The sequence below is a fragment of the Microbispora triticiradicis genome (assembly GCF_005864065.1).
GTDB lineage: Bacteria > Actinomycetota > Actinomycetes > Streptosporangiales > Streptosporangiaceae > Microbispora > Microbispora triticiradicis.
In genome coordinates, this window is record NZ_VANP01000002.1 from 213,430 (window position 1) to 234,062 (window position 20,633).

Genomic DNA, 20,633 nt, shown 5'->3' on the forward strand with positions numbered 1-20,633 from the left:
CAGAGTGCGCCGGTTCTTCCCGGTGGCGGCGCTCGATAGACACTGAGCATGTCCATCCGCATCGGGGTAGACACCGGCGGCACCTTCACCGACGTCGTTCTCGTCGACGAGGAGTCCGGCCGCGTCGTCACGACCAAGACTCCCTCCACTCCTGCCAACCCGGCCGATGGTTTCATGGCAGGCGTGCACAAGGTGCTGGAGACCCATGGGGGGTCCCGCGACCTCGATGCCGTCGCCGCCCTCGTCCACGGCACGACCGTCGCCACCAACCAGTTGCTGGAGGACCGCCCGGACGGCACCGCCCATCTGGGGTTCGTCACCACCGAGGGCTTCGAGTCCGTACTGGAGATCGCCCGGCAGAGCGTGCCGGACGGCTACGGCAACTCCTACTTCTGGGTGAAGCCGCCGCGGATCGTGCCCGTCCACCGGGTGCGTGCTGTGGGAGGACGGCTCGACCACCTCGGCCGCGAGGTCCGGCCGTTCGACGAGGAGCAGGCCGCGGCCGCCGCGCGGTGGTTCAGGGAGCGGGGCGTCACCGCGATCGGCGTGTGCTTCCTGCACTCCTACGCCAACCCCGCCCACGAGCGGCGAATGCGCGAGGTGCTGGAGCGCGAGCACCCGGAGGCCGTCGTGTCGCTGTCGAGCGACGTGCTGCGGGAGTACCGGGAGTACGAGCGGTCGGTGACCACGCTGGTGGACGCGGCGGTCAAGCCGATCATGCGGCGGTACATCGAGAACCTGTCCGAACGGCTCGGCCGGCCCTTCTCCGTCATGAAGAGCAACGGCGGCGTGCTGTCGGCGGCCGAGGTGGTGCACCAGCCGATCACGACCGTCCTGTCCGGCCCGGCGGCGGGCGCGCTCGGCGCCGCGCTGGTGGCCGGCGCCGCCGGGCATCCGAGCGCGATCACCCTCGACGGCGGCGGCACCTCGACCGACGTGGCCGTGGTGGTGGACGGAGAGCCCTCGCTGACGACCGAGGGCAGGATCGGCCGCTATCCCTGCAAGATCCCGATGATCGACATCGTCACGGTCGGGGCGGGCGGCGGGTCCATCGCCTGGGTCTCCCCCGAGGGGACGCTGAAGGTGGGCCCCCGGTCCGCGGGCGCGGACCCCGGGCCGATCTGTTACGGGGCGGGCGGCGCCGAGGTGACGGTGACCGACGCGCACGTCTTCCTCGGCCGGGTGCCGCCGCACCTGCTCGGCGGGGAGATCCGCCTCGACGTCGCCGCGGCGCGGGCTGGCGTCGAGGCGCTCGCCGCCCGGCTCGGGCTGACCCCCGAGCGCTGCGCCACCGGGATCCTGGAGATCAGCGCGTTCAACCAGTCGAACGCGATCCGGCAGATCACCGTGCAGCGCGGCCTCGACGTGCGGGACTTCCCGCTGGTCGCGTTCGGCGGCTCCGGCCCGCTGCTGGCCTGCAGGCTGATCGACGTCCTCGGGCTGCCCGCCGCGATCATCCCGCCCGACCCGGGGAACGTGTCCGCCTTCGGCCTGCTCACGGTGGACGTGAAGAACGACTACGTCCGCACGCACGTCACCCGTGAGCCGTCGCCGCGGGCGCTCGGCGAGATCCTCGCCGGCCTGGAGGCCGAGGCGGCGGACGCGCTCGGCCGCGAGGGCTTCGCCGAGCACGTGTACGCGCGCAGCGCCGACCTGCGCTACTACGGCCAGGCGTACGAGGTGCGGGTGCCCGCGCCGGACGGCCCGGTGGACGAGGCGTGGCTCGCGGTGGTCACGGACCGGTTCCACGCCGAGCACGAGAGGCTCTACGGGTACGGCTACCGCGACGATCCCCGTCACGCCGTCGAGTGGGTCAACCTCCGGGTGTCCGGCATCGGCCCGATCACCCGGCCGAAGCTCGCGCGCAGGCCGTACCAGGTGGACGAGCCGAGCCCGGTCGGGACCCGTGACGTGTACTACGAGCGATGGGGCAGGACCGTGGTCTACCGCCGCGACGACCTCGGCGCGGGCGCCGTGGTGCGCGGCCCCGCCGTCGTCGAGGAGTACGGCTCGACCCTGCCGGTGCATCCCGGCTTCACGGCGACCATGGACGACTACGGCAACCTCGTGGTGGTGAGCGATGACCGATAGGACCGCCGACCCCGTGCTCGTGGAGATCGTGGAGGGCACGCTCGCCTCGGTCGAGACGGAGGTGGAGACGGCGATCGCGCGCACCGCCCGCTCGCCGATGATCCGCGACGCGCACGACTTCCGGGCCGGCATCCACGACGCGCGGCTGCGCAAGCTGACCGGCCGGTCCTATTCGGCGCTGGTGCAGCCGGTCGTCCGCGACTTCCCGATCGAGACGATGCGGCCCGGCGACGTGTTCTTCCACAACGACGTCTACCTCTCCGAAGGCGGCATCGGCCACCTGCCCGACCTGTGCGTGACGGTGCCCGTCTTCCACGAGGGCGAGGTCGTCGCGTTCGTCCAGGCCTTCGGCCACCACGACGACATCGGCGGCGCGGTGCCGGGATCGATGCCGTCGCACGCGCGCAGCGCGTTCGAGGAGGGCCTCATGGTCCCGCCGATCAGGCTGTGGGACGAGGGGGTGCCCAACCGGGCCGCCCTCACGATCATGACGCGCAACTCCCGCATGCCCGACTCGCTGGCCGGGGACCTCGACGCCGAGTGCTCGGCCTGCCTCATGGGCGCCCGGCGGCTCGGCGAGCTGTTCGGCCGGTACGGCCGGGAGGCGGTCGAGGCCTGCTTCGACGCGATCATCTCCAAGACGACCGAGACCTTCCGGCGGGAGCTGCTCGCGAAGATCCCCGAGGGGGTCCACGTCTGGGAGGACTACGCCGAGCACGACGGCGTGGACGAGCCGCGGCTGCACACCCAGCGGATCACGCTGACCGTCGACCACTCCGCGGACACCCCGCTGACCATCGACTTCACCGGCACCTCGGCTCAGGCCAAGGGGCCGATCAACCACGCGGGCGACTACGCCGGCGGCGTCTTCCTGAAGAAGTGGCTGGCGCCGATCCTGCGCAACCTCGCCGACACCCCCGAGCGGATGGCCGAGCTCGACGTCAACGAGGGCGTCGTTCCGCTGATCGAAATGGTCTTCCCGGAGAAGGGCACCCTGCTCACGCCGATCTTCCCCGCGCCCACCAACGCCCGCACGTTCGTGATCCTCCGCCTGCTCGGCGTGCTGGCGGGCGTGCTGGCCAAGGCCACCGGCGGTCGGATGCCCGCCGACCAGGAGACGATCCGCTACACCGGCGTGTACGGCGAGTCGGACGACGGGCCGTACCTCATGCGCGAGGTGCTCGGCGGCGGGTCGGGCGGGCGCTGGTACGCCGACGGGGAGGACACCATCCACGTCGTGCCCGACAGCCGCAACATCCCCGCGGAGTTCGCCGAGGCACGCTGGCCGTTCCGGGTCGAGCGGCTGGGCCTGGCCGTGGACAGCGGCGGGCCGGGGGAGTTCCGCGGCGGCCTCGGCTACGACAAGCACATCCGGATGCTGCGGGACGCCTCCTTCATGTCGATCGCCGACCGCTCGATCCTGTCGTGCTGGGGCGTCAACGGCGGCCGGGCGGGCCGTCCGTTCCAGGTCACGGTGGACGGGGTGGAGATGGAGGGCCTGGTCGACGACTTCCCCGTGCGTGCCGGGCAGGTCATCCGCATCCGTACGACCGGGGGAGGCGGCTGGGGCTCGCCGTACGACCGGCCGGCCGAGCGCGTGGCCGACGACGTCCGCGACGGGAAGGTCTCCTTCGAGGGCGCGCGCGACGACTACGGCGTCGTCCTGACCGGCACCCGGGACGACGTCGTCGTGGACGCCGAGGCGACCGCGCGCCTGCGGGAGCGGCTGCGGGAGGCGCCGCCCGCGGCCTTCTTCGACCGCGGCCCCGGCTATCCCCGGCTCTCCGGCGGCCTCCCGCACGCCGAGGTCGACATCGTGTGAACGCCGGCGACGCCCGGAGCTGTCCGGCCGTCCGGGATTGGCGGCGGTGCCGTTGGGTAGCCGTTCAGTGACGGCACAAACAGGATGGTGAGTTCGAAATGGCGAATATCGTCCAGCGCATCAGGGAGTACCTGCAGACCCCCAAGGGCCGCGAGAACATGGAGAAGGCCAAGACGATGGCCCGCGATCCCGAGAACCGGCAGCGGCTGCGCCGCCTGATGGACCAGGTGCGCGGTCACCGTACGCCGCGCTGAGGCGTCCCGGTCGTACGGCGGGCGCGGGGCTCCCCGGCCCCGTAGTACCGAAAATATGCGGCACAAGGGATAGTTCGCGTATCGGGAAGAGCTGATCGCCGAGATGGAGAAGCCGCCTGCGGCGCACGGGCACCGGCGCGTGGCGCCGGGGCGGCGGCCGTCGTGACCAGGCCGGACGCGCGTGCCCTGATCGCGCGGGTGCTCGACCCGCACTCGTGGAAGTCGTGGGACGGGCCGCCGCTCGACCGGGCCGCGCCGGGCTCGGAGTACGCGGCCGAACTCGCCCGGGTGCGGGCCAGGACGGGATACGACGAGTCGGTCGTCACCGGGGAGGGGACCCTCGACGGCCGCCGGGTCGCCGTGATGGCCTGCGAGTTCTCCTTCCTGGCCGGTTCGATCGGGGTGGCGGCGGCGGAACGGCTCGTCCGGGCCGTCGAGCGGGCCACCTCCGAACGGCTGCCGCTGCTCGCCGCCCCGGCCAGCGGCGGCACTCGGATGCAGGAGGGCGCCCTGGCCTTCACCCAGATGGTGAAGATCACCGCCGCGGTCGGCGCGCACCGGGCCGCGGGGCTGCCGTACGTCGTCTACCTGCGCCATCCGACCACGGGCGGGGTGTTCGCGTCGTGGGGGTCGCTCGGGCACGTGACCGCGGCCGAGCCGGGCGCGCTGATCGGCTTCCTCGGGCCAAGAGTGTTCGAGTCGCTGCACGGCTACCCGTTCCCCGAGGGCGTCCAGGTCGCGGAGAACCTCCACGCCCACGGGCTGGTCGACGCCGTGGTCTCGGCCGGGGACGCCCGGGAGATCGCCATCAGGGCGCTGGCCGTGCTCTGCGCTCCCCGCTCGGGGCTGTCGCCGGGCCCGGAGCCCGAGGAGGCGGCCGAGCCGGTCCCGGCGTGGGAGGCGGTGACCCGCTCCCGCCGCGACGACCGGCCCGGCATCCGCGAACTGCTGAGACACGGGGCGCGCGACGTGACCCCGCTGCAGGGCACCGGCACCGGCGAGCGCGACCCCGGCCTGCTGCTCGCGCTGGCCAGGTTCGGCTCGGCGCCCGCCGTCGTCCTGGGCCAGGACCGGCGGCGGCGCGGGGGCAGCGGGCTCGGTCCCGCCGGTCTGCGGGTGGCCCGGCGCGGCATGCGCCTGGCCAGCGAACTGGGCCTTCCCCTGGTCACGGTCGTCGACACGGCCGGGGCGGCGCTGTCGAGGGCGGCCGAGGAGGGCGGCCTCGCCGCCGAGATCGCCCGCTGCCTGGCCGACCTCGTCATGCTCGACGCGCCGACCGTGTGCCTGCTGCTGGGGGAGGGCGCGGGCGGGGCGGCGCTGGCCCTGCTCCCGGCCGACCGGGTCGTCTGCGCGCAGCACGCCTGGCTGTCCCCGCTTCCGCCCGAGGGCGCGTCGGCGCTGCTGTACCGGACCGTGGACTTCGCCCCGGAGATGGCCGCGGCCCAGGGCATCCGCGCCACCGACCTGCGCCGCGACGGCATCGCCGACCGGGTGGTCCCGGAGCGGCCCGACGCGGCGTACGAGCCGGAGGCGTTCTGCGGCCGGGTGGCCAGGACGCTGGAGCACGAGATCGCCGGCCTGCTCGCGCGCCCGGCGGAGGAGCGGACGGCCGCCCGGTACGCCCGCTTCCGCTCCCTGGGCCTCTGACCGGCCTTATCCGGGAAGCGCCGTCATCGGTCGCCCGGCTCCTGGCCGTCCGGCCGGTCGGCGGCGAGCGGCACGGGCACCCGTTCCACCCGGACGGCGTGCACCTCGTCGCGGGGCACCACCACCTCGTACGCGCCGTGGTCCACGAGCCAGTAGCCGAGCGCCTCTGCCTTCAGGCCGTTGTGGCCGGTGTACGCGATGTGGAGGCCGCCCTCCCCGCCGTCGCCCCCGTCGTCCTCGTCCAGCACCAGGCAGGGCTCCCCGCCGAACGCCCCGACCGTACGCAGCAGGGTGAGCCGGTCCAGCGCGGACCGGTCCACCCGCAGCCGCCAGTAGCCCCCGGCGGCGGTGAAGCCCTCCTGCGGCGCCTCGCTGAACAGCACCACGTCGTCGCTGCCCGGCCCGAGCGCCGCGGCGTACTCCCGGTCCCGGTAGAGGGCGACGAACCCCAGGCCGACCGGCTCGCCGCCGCTGATCGGGGCGCTCACAGGGCCGCTCATCGGGCCGGCCGCCACGTCAGGCCGTCGTACGCGGCGAAGGAACGCGTGGCGCCCGGCGTGAGGTGCACGATCTCCGCGCCCGCGGGGATCGGCATCGGCATCGTGTGGAACTGCGGCACCACCTGCTCGCGCGAGGCGGTGAACCCGTTCCCGGTGAAGGGCGGTGCATCGCTCCAATCCCCGCCCATGTGCTGGCCGTACGGGACGACGTAGGTGTCGATGTCCCGGGCGTCCCACCGCATGACGTACAGCTCGGGCACGTCCGGCGTGAGCTCCGACCCGTCGAAGCCCAGGTCGAGGGCTTCGACGAGCGCGGCGGGCGAGGTGAGGCGGTCGCAGTCCTGCACCCGGTAAACGTACCCGGAGATGATCGTGCGCCGGCCCGACAGGTACGGCACGAGCAGCCGCGGCGGAATCACCTTCTGCATCCGCGTCCTGTGTCCCGGCTCGTTCATGGGGGGTAGTTTACGATCTGTCGACACCCAGCCGTCGGTGTTCCAGCGAGGGGAGGGTGGCGCGCGCGGTCGCCGTCCAGGCGGGGTCGATCTCCGCGACCAGCACGCCGGGGCCGGGGCCCAGGTCGTGGCGGGCGACGCCCATCGGATCGACGAGCATGCTGCGGCCGACACCGAACCCGTCCGGTATGGCGGGGTTGGGAGCCTGACCGACGGCGATCGTGCAGGTGGTGTTCTCGATGGCCCTGGCCCTGACGAGGGTCGTCCAGTGGTCCTCCTTGAGCGGCCCCGAGCCCCAGGCGGCGATCACCGCGAACGTGTCCGCGCCCCGGTCCACCAGCGCTCGCGCGAGCTCGGGGAACCGGACGTCGTAGCAGGTGACCAGGCCGATCCTGAGCCCGGCGAGCTCCACGACCACCGGTTCGTCCCCCGGCGCGACCAGGTTCGACTCCTTCGCGCCGAACGAGTCGAAGAGATGGATCTTCCGGTAGGCCGCGGCGAGCGAGCCGTCCGCCCGCAGGGCGACGGCGGTGTTCCACACCCGGCCGTCCTCGGCGGGTTCGAAGACGCCGGCGATGACGGCGACGCCGTGCTCGCGCGCCGCCTCCGCGAGGCCGGTGACGAACGGCCCGTCCAGCGGTTCGGCCGTGTGCGTCACGCCCCGGCCGAACCGGGTCAGCGTGGCCTCGGGGAACACGGCGAGGTCCGCTCCCGGCACCCGGGCGAGAGCGTCACGCACGGTCTCGAGGTTGGTCTTCGGGTCGTGGTCGACGGGGATCTGGCACAGCGCTATGCGGGTCACGGCTCCCAGTCTGCCCGGCGGGCGGCTCTCCCCACCAGGTGAGCGTCCGCCACACCCGCTCCAGCGGGCCGTACCGGTGGCGGGCCAGCCACCACCGGCAGAAGGCGGCCTGCGCGGCCAGGGTCACGGCGGTGAGCCCCACGACGACGGCGGCGCCGGAACCGCCGGCGGCGGGCGGCGGCAGCGCCACCGCGATCACCAGCGTGCCCGTCACGTAGTTCGTCAGCGCCATCCGTCCCAGTGCCTCGAACAGGGCCGTCCGGCGGGCGAGCAGCAGGAACGCCGCCGCGTAGGCGGCCGCGCCGCTCACCGCCGCCGCCTGGTAGACCCCGCCGCCGGGCGGCGCGTGGTTCCACCACCAGGTCAGCCCGGCCGTCAGCGCCCCAGCCGTTCCGCAGACGGCGGCGAGGACCCACGTCCCGCCCAGGTCCCCCCAGCCGCCCGCCACGCTCGGGGCGGCGGCCAGGCCGAGCAGGAACAGCGCGCTGATCAGCACGTACGGCTCGGAGTCGAGCAGGGCGGCGGCCAGCGTGCCGCAGCCGAGCAGCAGCACCACCCACCGGGGCAGCAGGCTCGCCGGGAGCAGGACCGCCACCCCCAGCAGCGCGTACGGCAGCAGCACCCCGCCGGGATGGACCACGGTGTGCGCGGCTCCCAGCACGGCCAGCACGGCCAGGCGCCGCAGCAGGACGACCCGGGGGCGGGCCGAGCGTTCCCGGGCCGAACCGAGGAACAACGCGAAGGACAGGCCGAAAAGGAACGCGAAGATCGGGTAGAAGCGGCTCTGGACCAGGTTCTCCATCACCCAGCCGAAAGAGGACAGATCACGTCGCTCCGCCGTCCGCTGCCAGGTGTTCACCAGCATGATCCCGCAGACGGCGAACCCGCGCAGCGCGTCGACCCGCCGGATCCTGCCCGCCGCCGCGCGCCTCGTCATGCTCCCCGTCACGCCTCCTGCCATGCCTCCTGCCACGTCTCCTGTCATGCTCCCCGTCAGTTCCGCCGCGAGCCGGGCGGCCAGAGCACCAGCACCCGCATGTCCTGCTCGCGGGCGTGCGCGACGACGTCGGCGGTGCCGCCGAGCCCGCGCGCCGGCAGCCCGTCCCAGACGGCGAACAGTTCGTCCGCCCGTTCGAGCATGAACACCGCGGCGGCCATGTACGCCACCGGCTCCGGCCGGCCGAACGGCATCAGGTGCACCTGCCGCGCGAGCGGGAGCAGGTCGTCGTACGCCGCCCGGGCGGCCCGGGGCAGGCTCTCCCGGTATCCGGCGGCGGGCACGACCACGTCCAGGTCACCACCCACGCGCAGCACCTCCCTGGCGAAGAGCTGGTCGGCCCCCTCGGCCAGGCAGGACAGGCCCACCAGCGGCAGGGCCCGGCCGGCGAGCACGGCCCGCAGGGCGCGGCGGACCCGCACGGCCGTGTCGTGCGGGAGGCCCCGATGGCCGGTGAACGCGATCCTGGCCGTCCCGCTCACTCGTTCAGCCGACCCGTACGATCTGGAACCCGGCGGTGGACAGGATACGCGGCAGATTCCGTACGGTGTCGCGGTCCTTCTCCTTGGCCGCGTCCGAGATGTCGTCCCAGCCGCCCAGGTCGGGGTGCCTCCTGGTCCCGGTGTCGCGGACCGGGCCGCGGGCCCACCCGTCGGCGATCAGGTCCCGCAGCCACCGTTCGTGCTCCATCATCGCGAGCTGCTCGATCTCGTAGTCCTTGAAGGCGAAGTGCAGCTCGGGCTCCACGCGGGGAGCGAGGGCGCAGCCGATGCTCGTCAGCTTGCGCCCGATGTCCTCGGCCTGCCGCCGGTTGGCCGCCCGCAGGTGCGGCGGCAGGCTCTCCCACGGGACCAGCGACGGGTTGGTCGCCCGCACGTGGCGCCGCGCGGTGTTCTCCGCCACGTAACTGTCGTGGATCGCCCGGGCCAGCGTCTCCACCAGGTCCTCTCCGATGAGCTGCGGATCACCGGCCTCCTCGTTGACCGCGAACACCCGCAGGGCGCCGGAGAGCCCCTCCAGCAGATGGACGCTGTCGAAGGCCCGGCTGAAGGTGCCGGCCTCCTCGACCCGCACCACGAGCGATCCGGGCCCGCAGTTCCACAGGCGCGGCGAGGTGAGCGCGGTCTTGAGCGCGAGGTCCTGGTCGTCGTGGCACACGAACACCCGTTGCGGCGGCTCGGCCGGCAGCAGTTCCCCGAGGGGCGGGTTGCCGAGCGGGAAGTCGCCGGGTGGCGCGTCGTGGGTGGTCAGCGCGCACACATCGGCCACGAACTCGAACCTGTGGCACAGGGCCCGGACGGTCCGCGCGGCGTGGGCGTCGATGATCGTCACCGGCAGCGGACCGGGGGAGGGGGCCAGCCGCCGTCTGCGCGCCATCTCGACCAGCAGGCTGCGGCCGAAGGCGTCCAGCCCGATGAGGACGACCGGCTGTTCGTTCACGATCGGGTGCCGGTCCAGGAGCACCCGGGCGGCGAGCTCGTCCAGGTTGAAGAAGTCGAGGCGCAGCCGGGGCCTGCCCGGGAGGCTCAGCCGGCGGGCCCGCAGGGCGGCGCACAGGTCGGGGTCGGTGATCAGGGCGTACGCCGACAGCGGATGCCTGCCGCCGGGCCTGGCCACCCCGTGCGCCGCGAGGGCGATCGCCGTGTTGGCCGAGCTGTCCGGCTCGCAGGCGTACAGGACGGAGGCCCGCTGGATGCCGGCGGCCCGCAGGGTGGCGGGGCTGCGCGCGTCACCCCTGACGTAGAGCACCTTGCGGTCGCCGACGGCGGCCACCGGAGCCGAGCCGATCAGCACGATCCGCGTGCTCGCCGCGCGCAGCCGCTCCACCAGGGCCACGGCCGCCGATCCGGAGCCGCACACGACCACGTGCTCCTTCGACCTGCGTGCCCGGAACCGGCGGAGTTCGGCGGCGAAGAGCAGACGGGCTCCGTCCACCAGTGTGTAGACCGTGACGCCGGGCGCGGCGAAGCGGGCGAACTCCAGCGCCGACGGCAGCGGGCTCGGGTCGTCGAGCGGCGCGGAGTCGAACACGAACAACTGCAGGTCCCAATACAAAAGATCCAGTGGGGCCGAAGGCAGGCCCAGGGTTTTCGCATATGTATTAAGGCCGATATATCCGGTCACCAATGCGGCCACTGCGAGCCCCGCGAATACCACACGCACCACGTAGCTGGCGGGAAAGGTCATAAACGCCCTTCCTTCCCTGGTCGGCACGTGCCCTTTCGAAAATAACCCGCCATTAGGAAGCGCTCCAGGGCCGTCCGGAGAAAGGTGTTGCCGTTCCGAGGCCGACGGGGTCTTTCCTGCCACGTCCGCTCGATGGATGCTGGAGTCGAGATCCTTCGACGATCGCCACGGGAGGGCCGGGCGTTGACGGACGGGGTGTGGTCGGCAGACGGCGAGCGGCGCCTCGCGGTCGCGCAGCGGGGGAAGATCCACGGGGGAAGACCGGTGTTCCTGCTGCACGGCACGCCGGGCAGCCGGATCGGCCCTCTGCCACGGGAAGGCCTGCTCTACCGGCTCGGCGTGCGGCTCATCACCTACGACCGGCCGGGGTACGGCGCCTCCGACCGGCACGAGGGGCGCAGCGTGGGGGACGTCGCCGCGGACGTGGCGGTCATCGCGGACCACCTCGGCCTCGACCGCTTCGCGGTGGTGGGCCGTTCGGGTGGCGGGCCGCACGCGCTCGCCTGCGCCGCCCTGATTCCCCACCGGGTGACCCGGGCCGCGGTCCTCGTCGGGCTCGCCCCCCGGGAGGCGGAGGGGCTCGACTGGTTCGACGGCATGACAGAAGGCAACGTCGCGGAGTACATGACCGCGATGCAGGGGCGGGCGCGGCTCGCGGCGCGGCTCGTCCCGACCGCGGCCGAGATCCGCGAGGACCCGGTACGGCTCGTGAACTCCCTGTACGACGAGCTGACGGAGTCGGACCGGAGCGTGATCGCGGACGCCGGCATCCGGACGATGCTGGTGCAGAACTACGCGGAGGCCGTGCGGACCTCCGCGTACGGCTGGATCGACGACGCGATGGCCTTCTGCTCGCCGTGGGGGTTCGACCCCGCCGACATCAGGGTGCCCACCCTCCTGTGGCACGGCGAGGACGACGTCTTCTCACCGGTCAGCCACTCCCGCTGGCTGGCCGGGCGGATACCGACCGCGACGGTGCGCATCCAGCGGGGCGCGGCGCACTTCCACGCCCTGCACGTGCTGCCCGACCTGCTGGGCTGGCTCGCCAGGGACGGCCGGGCGGCCTGACCACGGAGCGGCCGGGCCCGGTCACCAGGGGAGGGGCTCCAGCTCCCGGTCGACGCGGCGCCACTCCAGGACCGCCTCGATGACCGGATGCGTCTCCCCGAGGATCCGGCGGAGCTGGACGAGCAGGGGCTCGCGCAGCACCCGCGCCTCGTCGGTCCGCCTGAGGTCGCGGAGCGTCACGGCCAGGTCGGCCTCGCAGATCAGCGTCGTGGGGTGATAGGGGCCGAGAACCGCGCGCAGCCGGTCGAGGGTGTCCCGCTGCAGCTTCTCCGCCTCGGCGTACTCCTGCAGTTCTCCCAGGGTGTTGGCGACGTTGACGGCGCAGGCGAGCGAGAAGGGGTGGTCGGGCCCGACCTTGCGCCGCAGTGACCGCAGCGTCCGGACGCCCAGCGCACGGCTCTCGGCCGAATCGCCCAGATGCCTGAGGTACACGGTGATGTTGTTGGCCGCGATCAGCGTGTACGGGTTGTCCGCGCCCAGCGTGTCCTGGTAGCTCGCCCGCACCTCCGAGGCGAGTTCGAGCGCCCCTCGCCTGTCGCCCGCCGCCATGAGGTCGCAGGCGAGGTTCAGCTTGCAGGCGACGGTGTCGGGGGAGTGGGGGCCGAAGCGCTGGAGATAGCGCTCGTAGGTCGCCTCGATGAGCTGCCGCGCCTCCGCCAGGCGCCCGGCCTCGCGCAGGGATATGGCGAGGCTGCGCGCCGTGTGCAGCGTGTCCGGCAGGTCGGGGCCCGGCACCTCGGCGTAGGTGTTCAGCGTCTCGCGCAGCAGGTCCGCCGACTTCGCGAACTCGCCGCCTTCGCGCATGTCGAGGCCCAGGTTCGTCTCGGACAGGAGCGTGAAGGGATGGGCCGGGCCGAGCACCTCACGGCGTTTGTCCGCGGTCTCCTGGTCGAGCTGGCGCGCGGCGGTGAAGTCCCCGACGTGCCGCAGGGCGACGGCCAGGTTGTTGGCCGCCATGAGGACGCGCGGATGGTCGTCGAAGAAGAGCTCCTTGGTGCGCTCGTAGGTCTCCTGCTCCATCCGCAGCGACTCGGTCAGCTCGCCCAGGGCCCGCAGGTCCGCGGCGAGGCTCCCGGCCGTCTGCAGCGTGTGGGGGTGCGGGTCGGAGAGGACGCGGCGCTGGTCGTCCAGAACGGCCCGGTTGAGCTCGCACGACTCCCGGTACCTGCCCTGGGAGCGCAGCACGTTGCCCATGTGGAACCGCAGGTAGAGCGTCTGCCGGTCGTAGTCGCCGAGCTTCCTGATCCAGAGGGCCTCCAGGCGGCGGCCGAGGTCGAGCGCCCGGTCGAACTCGCCCCGCCGCCACAGGTACCGCACGCGGTCGATCAGCAGCTGCCGGGTCTGCTCCTCGTCGCAGTCCTCCGCGTTGGACGGGGCGAGGTGCGGCCAGATCTCGTCGTACCGGGGCCAGTTGCCGGGGTCGTCGGTGTCGCCCTCGCGCGGCCGGGCGCCGAGGAGGATGCGGTGCACCTCGTGGACGGTCCGCTCGCGCTCGTCGGCGTCCATCTGGTCGCTCAGCACGGCCTGCACGAGCCGGTGCACCTGCACCGAGTTGTTGCGCTGGTCGACCTTGGCGAGGGCGAACCTGTTCAGCTCGCGCACCAGCCGCCCGATCATGATCTTTTCCCGCAGCGAGTCGTCGTACGGGACCAGGCAGCGCACGGTCTCGTCGCCGTAGAGCATGGACAGCGACACCGGTTCGGCGGCGAAGAAGGCCAGCAGCTGGAGCAGGCGGACCGCCGCGGGCGACTTCTCCCGCAGCCGCTGGAAGGAGACGTTCCAGGTGGCGGCGACCGGGGTCGGGTAGGTCGGGGAGTCGCCCAGCGCGAGCGTCCTGACGGGCTGCTTGAAGAGCTTGTCGACGTACTCGTCGACGCTCATGCCGGTCTCCTGCAGCCAGGCTCCGGCCTGCTCGATGGCGAGGGGCAGGTCGCCCAGCGCGGCGGCCACCCGGTCGGCGTCGTCGTCGCTGAGATCCGCCACCCGGCGCCGCAGGTGCTCCAGGCTCTCCTCGCGGGTGAAGACGTCGATCTCCAGCGGCTTGGCGATCAGGGACCAGGTCTGGCTCCGCGACGTGATCAGCACGTGACCCGAGCCGCCCGGGAGGTAGGTCTGCACGTCCTCCGCGTTGTTGGCGTTGTCGAAGATCAGCAGCCAGCGGGCGTACGGCTCGCCGCGGCGCAGCGCGTCCTTCGCCGCCAGCGCCGCCTCCGCCAGGTTGTCGCCGGTCCTGATGCCGAGCCGGTCGGCCAGATCGGCCATCGAGCCGTTCAGCAGTTCCGGCTGCTCGGCGGACACCCACCACACGACGTCGTAGTCGCTCATGAAACGGTGGGCGTACTCGATCGCCAGTTGCGTCTTGCCGACGCCGCCCAGCCCGAACAGGGCCTGGGTGCGGCCCTCCTGCACCTGGGTCACCACCGCCTGGCTGCCGCCGACGAGCTGGTCCCGCAGCCTCTCCAGGACCTCGCTCCGGCCCGTGAAGGCGGCGTTCCTCGTCGGCAGGTTCAGGATGGCCGGCTGGATGCCGGGATACCGCGGCGTGCCCCCCTGCGTGCCGGTCTCGGCCCCCGCCGGGCGGTCGAGCGCGCGCAGCAGCGCGCCGGCCGCGTGCTGCTCGTCGAGCCGGAACAGGTCCAGCGCGGGCGGGTCGGCGTACGACGGCGGGACCCGCACGTCCGACACCCGGACGGGGAGAAGGCCGAGGGACAGCGCGGCGGGGCCCTCGGCGGCGTGCCAGGCCTCCCTCGCCCGGCTCGAGCGCAGGTACGCCGGGGACATCAGCGCGACCGTGCGTACGGCCGGGTCCGGGGCGCGTCCCTGGCCGTCGCCGTCGCGGTCGCCCGCCTGCGTACGGACCCGCATGCCCGCCTGGGTCAGCACGGCGGCGATCCACTCCGCCCACAGCCGGTCCTCCGGGACGTAGCTCAGGGCGACCTCGTTCGACAGCGACGGCCGGCGGCGCACGAACCGCTCCCGGCAGCTCAGCCTGAGGTCCTCGTCCAACGGGGGGAGAGACGAGACACGGCCCCGGGTGATGACGCCCGTGAGCCGCTCGTAGGCGGCCAGCAGCGAGCCGGGGGAGCCGGGTGCGTCGCCGAAGGTCGCCAGGGTCTCCTCGTAGGCGTAGAACGGCTTGTAGGGGATCTCGACGGCGCCCCAGTAGTTGCCGGCGTGTTCCTGGGCGACGCCGCTGGGGAACCCCTCGAACTGGCTCCGGGCGAACGCCCGGCCCGCGTCGAGCTTCTCCTTCTCCGCGTCGTCCACCCGCATGGGGATCGGCAGGATCCTGATGTCGCGGTCCGGGAAGCGTTCGGCGATCTCCCCGGCGACCCGGGCGGCCCCCTCGATGCTCTGGTCGCTGAGCGTGAAACAGGTCACCACGGTGTCGGGGAAGTGGACCGTGCAGATGTCGGCGATGTCGCTCAGGCCGGTGCGGCTGTCGATGAGCACGTAGTCGTAGCCGCGTCGCATGTCCACCCGCAGCGCGTCGAGGAACTGCCCGCCGCCGAGCCGCTCGTAGAAGTTGTCCCAGTCGAAGGTGGACACCAGCGAGGAGTAGTCGCGGTTCTGCCGCCCGGCGGGGAGGAAGTCGAGGGAGCCGCCGTCGGGGAAGTGGGGCCACTCGACCGACACGACGTGCCGCCCCACGCTGGCGTACCGGGTGTGCCAGTCGGCGGGACGCGGGTCGGGACGGGTCGCGGCCCAGGCGAAGTCCTTGATCAGGTCGATCACGCCGGCCGTACCGCTGATCATCCCCCCGTCCAGGAAGGGCCGGAAGAACTTGTGCAGGCCGGGAGACTCCAGGTCCCAGTCCACCACCAGCACGCGGTGGCCGTTGGAGGCGAGGATCCAGGCCGTGTTGGCCAGCGCCATCGTCCTGCCCGTCCCTCCCTTGTAGGAGTAGAAGGTGATGATGTGCCCGTTCCGGAAATCGCTCATTGCCTCCCCTTCCTTCCTGGCGGGTCGTCGGGCCCGGGGTCGTCCGGGGTGAGCGGCCACAGTCGCGGGCGGTCGCTGCCGGGCACCTGCGGCGGGAACACCCGCCCGTGCCGCAGGTAGGAGTTGCCCGCGGCCTCCACCACCGGCCTCAGCGCCGTCTCGAAGCCGGCCACGGTGGAGGTGTCGCTCACCGCCCGGCGCGCGGCCGGCCGGCCCTGCGCCAGCTTCGCCGGCAGCAGGGCGCGCAGTGCGGCGCGCAGCGCCGGGGCGTTCTGGCCGGTCTGCGCGTCGGTGCCGCTCCACGGGACGACCACGCCCACCCAGGGCCTTTCGGCCTGGTCGAACGCCTCGAGCAAGGGGCGGAACTGCGGGTCGAGCACCGTCCATACGTCCAGCAGCACGATCGCGGGGCAGTTGGGCGCCCCGGCGCCCAGCAGTTCGTCGCGGTGGTGATGGAAGGTGCCGATGTCGGGCTCGAAGCCCAGGCGCCGTACGACGTCGGCGGCGATCCGTGCCACGGGGCGCGGATCCTCGGGCTGGTAGGGGTTCCAGTCGCACGGAGAGGATCCGTAGAACCGCGCGTCCCGGGGCGCCGTGCGAGTGGCCGTCGTGTGGGCGAGGACGGCTATCAGGAAACGGCGTTCCTCGTCGCGGGTGAAGGCGCTCTTTATGCTGCCGTAGTCGCAGGGCGCCATCGGCGGGAGCCGTACTCCCTCTGCCACCTCGATGACGCGCCGCGCCAGCGCGTGAACGGCCGACCGGTAATGGTCGCGGTATCTGCTGATCTTCATCAGGCCGTAGAGGCCGCGTTCCAGATAGTGCGCTCCGAGATCTGGATGGGTGAATTGAATGGATCTGGCCATATCCGGAAGTTCGAAGTCCGGAACCGGCACCCAGAACGCGGGAACGATCACTTCCGGAATGTGCCTGCGCCCGTCGAGATGCAGCCGCCTGCGCAGGTCGAAGGCGGCCCATTCTTTGCCGCACTGCTCGCTCTGGAAGTAACGCCGTGAGTAGAGGGGAAGGAAGACCCGGCAGGTGGCCAGCTCCATGGCCAGGCGGTTCTCCCACTCGACGCCCGGAGGCATGTCCATGTCCATGAAGCCCGCGGCGCTCGCGGGCAGAAACGTGTGCTCCAGAATCTCCCGGCGCAGGTCCTTGTAGAGCTTTTCCACCGCGAGGTTGGGGTTCTCGTCGTCGGGGTGGGTGCGGGGCGTGCGCGCGTAGCTGAGGAAGAAATAGGGCAGATGGCCTTGAGTATCCGAGGTGCCGGCCACCGCACCTCCTCGACGTCGCCGGTTCCTCCACTATAGGCCGCAGCCCCGGCGCCGAGAGGAATTCCGTGTTATTCCCCGGTACGTCCGCGTCTTTCGGCGAACCAGTTCTGGGCGAAGGCCACGGCCGCGGGAAGGGGGAAGAGCCTGCCGTCGGCATTTCCGACCCGGCCCAGGTTGACCTTTTCGGTCAACTCCATTGCCGCACCGCACTCGCCGAAGTCGCTGTCGTCCAGCACCACATCCTCGTAACTAATCCAGGTGCGCCGCCCGTCCACCTTCATCGCGCACCCGTACACGGCTGTCGGAGGCTTTGGCGTGTACCGGTATTCGGCAAGATGGAAAGCGGTGCACCTGTCGTAGCTCACGCCGAGGAGCAGCACCATCGCGCCCCTGCGCTCAAGCTCACGCAGCGGGGATCGCTCGCCCAGATGGTTGTCGTGCCGATGTCCCGCCGTGATCCCGCGGGCGGCGGGTCCGACGGCGGCGAATGAGGTCTGCGGATGGTCGCTGCGCACCGCCCTCCTCCGTGTCCGCACATACTCCGAAAGCACCCCGCACTCGATCGAGGAAGTCGTCTCCGGGTCGAAGGCGGGTATCTGCTCGCGGTAGGCCTCTTTCTCCTCGGGCGTCATGTGCCGGGTCGCCCGGTGAAAGGATTTGGAAGTGTCGGAGTTGCCCGGCGTGTAGGCCGGCACGACGAGCGTTCCCCTGCGGCCGAGCACATCGCGCAGCGCGTCGTAGAGCGTGGCGACCCCCCCGGCGATCTCGCCCACACTGCGCAGCGAGGCGTGGACCAGAACGATCTGCCCGCGCCGAAGCCCCAGCAGGCGCAGGGCCTCCGCCAGGGTGGCCCGGCCGAGCACGCCGTTCTCCCCTGTGCCTGACGGAGCCGGCCGCCGGCAGGCGAGGAAACCGGCCGTCGTCAGGCTGAGGTGGGCGAGGAACGCGGACAGGGACAGCCGGACGCCCACCATCGCGCTATCTCCGTCCGGAGGCGACCTGAGCGGTCCGGTCGGCGGCCGCGCCGGCGAGCCGTGCGGCGAACCGCCGCCCGGGCGCCGGGAGCGCTCCATCGGCGATCCGCCCGATCGCCCAGGTCAGCCGGTCCTGTTCCGCCTGAGTGAGGGAGTCCGCGACGGCGAGGAGCCCGTACGCGTCTGTCAGCAGCCGCTCCCGGTCGGCGTCGCCGCCGGTGAGGTCGAGCAGGTCGAGCAGCGCGCCGAGCTGGGCCCGGTGGAAGTGCTCCACGAGCAGCCGGGCGGCCGTGCCCGGGTCGGTGCCCAGCGGAAGAGCGAGGGCGCCGTACGCCGCGCGGCTGGACGCGCCCGCCGTCGCGTCCGCCAGGGGCGTCAGGACGCGCAGAGCCGTGCGCATGGCGGCCCGCCGGTCTCCGGGCAGGGAGGCGAGCGCCGCACCGGTGACCTCGCTCCAGACGGCGGCGGCCTCATCGGTGAGCCGGTCCTCGACGGCCGGGCCGTGACAGGCCCGGTACGGGTCCACATCGTCCAGAAACAGGCGGAGCCCGGCGGCCTCGATCAGGCGGACCGGTTCCCAGAGCGGACTGTCCTCCGAGAGCCACCGGCCGTCCACCCGCACCGCGAACGACCCGTCGTGGACCTCCACCTCCGCGTGCTCCTGCCCGCCCGTGCGCATCCGCCCGAGCCCGGGCAGATGGACGAAGGTCCCGGCGGCCGGCACCGCGACCTTCACCGCCAGCCCGGTCCGTACGGCGGCGACCGCGGCGACGGCCGCGAGGTGACCGGCGTCGGCGGGATCGAGCGCGGGGCCTGCGGCCGCGCAGCGGGCCGCCCAGGCGTGGACGTAGGGATGGCTCAGCAGGTCGTCCACCGCGGCGCGGTCCGTCCGTTCGGCGTCCACGAGGATCGACCAGGACCGGCGATCGGTGATGACCGCCGCCGCCCGGCGCACCGCCTGCCTGGCTCTGCTGAGCTGCGGAGCGCTCAGATGAGCGATGTCGGCCGCGGCCGGCCTCCCCGAGGCCAGGGCGTCCAGCGTGGCGACCGGCAGTTCGTGTACCGGAGCCACGGGGCTCCGCCGCTCCGAGGCGGTCAGATGGGAGATCAACCGGAACAGGTCCGCGCAGTAGACCGAGGGGTTGGCGAAACCGGAGCCGGTCCGGTGGCGATGGGCGTAGAGACCGCCGCCGCAACTGGTGACAAGTGGGCAACGCCGGCAGGACTCGGCCAGTGAGGCGAGCCCGCTCTGCCGCGCGGCGAAGCCAGGATGCCGCGCGGCCTCGCTCAGCGAGTGCCGGGAGGCGTCGAGTCCGGTCGCCGGGGCGCCGTCGTAGGCCGTCTTGAGAGAGTCGGCCTGTTCATAGGTGCCGTCGGTCTCCACGACCACCAGATCCGATGGCCGCGTTCCGAGGGATTCACTCTGGCTCTCCCCGCCCAGAGCGCTGAGGATGATCGAGTCGAACATCCGGACCTGCATCGGTCTGCCGTCCGCCCGCCATCGGTCGTGCACGGTGATCAGCCAGTCCGCGTACGCGGTGTCCCGGCCGGCGGGCCGCAGTGGCGGGTGGTCCCAGGTGGCGTGCGGAAGCAGGAAGTCGACGCGCGGAGGGCGCAGTTCGACGAGCGCCTCGTAGACCGCGACGGGATCGTTGCGGATGTCGACGGTGCACAGCAGCCCGGCATAGAGGTGCGGGTAGTGGTCCCGCAGCAGGGTGATGGCCTTGACGACCTGGTCGTAGCTGCTGCGGCCGTTGGCGTACCGGCGGTGGAGATCGTTGGCCGGCCTGTCGCCGTCGATCGAGACGCCGACCTTGACGCCCTCGTCCGTGAACATGTCGCAGAAGGCGCGTGAGAGAAGGACGCCGTTGGTGTGGATGTGGAGGTCGAGGTCGCAGACACCCTCGGCCGCGCGGCGAAGCGCGCGGGCGAACCGGCGCAGCCGCCCGATTCCGGCGAGGAGGGGTTCACCTCCGTGGAAGACGACGTGTACCGCTTCCAGGTGGTGCTCGTCGGCGTGCTCCGCGATCCGATTCGCCACCCGGATGGCGGTTTCGTCGGACATCACCACCGGCCGTCCCCGCCAACTGGTGTCGGCGTGCTCATACACGTAGCAGTGGTCGCAGGCGAGGTCGCATCGGCTCGCGACCTTCACCACGAACTGCCGGAACGGCGCGATGGGCGGCTGCATTGGGCGGTTTCGCTATCCGATCGCCGAATTGAAAGACAGGTTGCTCACTCCGGGCCGGTAGCCGTCCGGCAGCTCCTCGAGGGACTGGCTCGATGAATCCACGACCGAGGTTTGAACTCTTGATTCGTTCGGCATAGTGACACCTAACTGTGGGAAAAGGATGAGTTGTCGCGAGTCCCGCGGCCGCAGGTGGCACACTACAGATGTCCCCCTCGCGGAGCCATCCATGCGGACGGGGCCGAAACCACGCGATTCTAACAGCGGACATGGGGTTACAGCCTCGGACTCCGGCCCTTTCTTTGTCTGACACTTCTCTAACTCTATTCGGCGTGGCGTTTCACCCGTGATTGTCGACCTAAATATATATGCTGATTGTATGAGGGTTTTATGGCGGTAGTGGTCCTTATCGGCCTTATTGTGACATAT

Annotated in this window: 15 protein-coding genes; 5 read left to right on the forward strand and 10 right to left on the reverse strand. The window is 72.1% G+C overall.

The features are described 5' to 3' along the window. Positions 1-48 precede the first annotated feature (48 nt). The 4 genes from FED44_RS06075 (at position 49) to FED44_RS06085 (ending at position 5,814) form a co-directional block, all read left to right on the forward strand. Complete coding sequence (locus FED44_RS06075) at positions 49-2,091, forward strand: hydantoinase/oxoprolinase family protein (protein ID WP_138460025.1); 2,043 nt, start codon at positions 49-51, stop codon at positions 2,089-2,091. Continuing rightward, entirely contained in the window at positions 2,081-3,913 is a 1,833-nt protein-coding gene (locus FED44_RS06080; RefSeq protein WP_138460026.1) for a hydantoinase B/oxoprolinase family protein, read from the forward strand. The genes FED44_RS06075 and FED44_RS06080 overlap by 11 nt, the downstream gene beginning before the upstream one ends. A gap of 98 nt (positions 3,914-4,011) precedes the next feature. After that, positions 4,012-4,167, forward strand: coding sequence for a hypothetical protein (locus FED44_RS35670; protein WP_165900867.1), 156 nt, complete (start codon positions 4,012-4,014; stop codon positions 4,165-4,167). Between the two features lie 162 nt (positions 4,168-4,329). After that, positions 4,330-5,814, forward strand: a complete 1,485-nt coding sequence (locus tag FED44_RS06085; RefSeq protein ID WP_138460027.1) for a carboxyl transferase domain-containing protein — start codon at positions 4,330-4,332, stop codon at positions 5,812-5,814. 23 nt (positions 5,815-5,837) lie between these two features. Here FED44_RS06085 and FED44_RS06090 read toward each other — a convergent pair whose 3' ends face one another. Genes FED44_RS06090 through FED44_RS06115 form a run of 6 tightly spaced genes read right to left on the reverse strand, consistent with a single transcriptional unit; the run spans position 5,838 to position 10,623 of the window. After that, the gene (locus tag FED44_RS06090) at positions 5,838-6,302 is read right to left on the reverse strand and encodes a hypothetical protein (protein ID WP_244301748.1); all 465 of its coding nucleotides are present in this window, start codon (positions 6,300-6,302) and stop codon (positions 5,838-5,840) included. An 8-nt stretch (positions 6,303-6,310) separates the two neighbouring features. Next, complete coding sequence (locus FED44_RS06095; protein ID WP_244301749.1) at positions 6,311-6,769, reverse strand: hypothetical protein; 459 nt, start codon at positions 6,767-6,769, stop codon at positions 6,311-6,313. 10 nt (positions 6,770-6,779) lie between these two features. Then, on the reverse strand, positions 6,780-7,571 hold the full coding sequence (locus FED44_RS06100; RefSeq protein ID WP_138460028.1) for a carbon-nitrogen hydrolase family protein: 792 nt from the start codon (positions 7,569-7,571) through the stop codon (positions 6,780-6,782). Then, the gene (locus FED44_RS06105) at positions 7,501-8,508 is read right to left on the reverse strand and encodes a DUF418 domain-containing protein (protein WP_208758855.1); all 1,008 of its coding nucleotides are present in this window, start codon (positions 8,506-8,508) and stop codon (positions 7,501-7,503) included. Before FED44_RS06105 ends, FED44_RS06100 begins: the two co-directional genes overlap by 71 nt. Positions 8,509-8,564: 56 nt before the next feature. After that, positions 8,565-9,050, reverse strand: a complete 486-nt coding sequence (locus FED44_RS06110) for a hypothetical protein (RefSeq protein WP_117409503.1) — start codon at positions 9,048-9,050, stop codon at positions 8,565-8,567. Positions 9,051-9,054: 4 nt separating this feature from the next. Then, positions 9,055-10,623, reverse strand: a complete 1,569-nt coding sequence (locus tag FED44_RS06115) for a RyR domain-containing protein (RefSeq protein ID WP_167521401.1) — start codon at positions 10,621-10,623, stop codon at positions 9,055-9,057. Between the two features lie 315 nt (positions 10,624-10,938). Here FED44_RS06115 and FED44_RS06120 point away from each other — a divergent pair, with 315 nt between their 5' ends. Next, positions 10,939-11,823, forward strand: coding sequence for an alpha/beta fold hydrolase (locus tag FED44_RS06120; protein ID WP_208758856.1), 885 nt, complete (start codon positions 10,939-10,941; stop codon positions 11,821-11,823). 21 nt (positions 11,824-11,844) lie between these two features. On the opposite strand, the gene fxsT is transcribed toward FED44_RS06120, so the two are convergent. From fxsT to FED44_RS06140, 4 genes are all read right to left on the reverse strand, one after another. Beyond that, entirely contained in the window at positions 11,845-15,765 is a 3,921-nt protein-coding gene (gene fxsT, locus FED44_RS06125; RefSeq protein ID WP_138460031.1) for an FxSxx-COOH system tetratricopeptide repeat protein, read from the reverse strand. Next, positions 15,762-17,042 carry a TIR-like protein FxsC gene (locus FED44_RS06130; protein ID WP_138460032.1) on the reverse strand — a complete coding sequence of 427 codons (1,281 nt, stop codon included), beginning with the start codon at positions 17,040-17,042 and terminating at the stop codon, positions 15,762-15,764. Before FED44_RS06130 ends, fxsT begins: the two co-directional genes overlap by 4 nt. Before the next feature lie 68 nt (positions 17,043-17,110). Further along, positions 17,111-17,905, reverse strand: coding sequence for an AAC(3) family N-acetyltransferase (locus tag FED44_RS06135; RefSeq protein ID WP_244301750.1), 795 nt, complete (start codon positions 17,903-17,905; stop codon positions 17,111-17,113). 115 nt (positions 17,906-18,020) lie between these two features. Beyond that, a complete protein-coding gene (locus FED44_RS06140) occupies positions 18,021-20,207 on the reverse strand; it encodes an FxsB family cyclophane-forming radical SAM/SPASM peptide maturase (RefSeq protein WP_138460033.1) in 2,187 nt (728 codons plus the stop codon). Positions 20,208-20,633 lie beyond the last annotated feature (426 nt).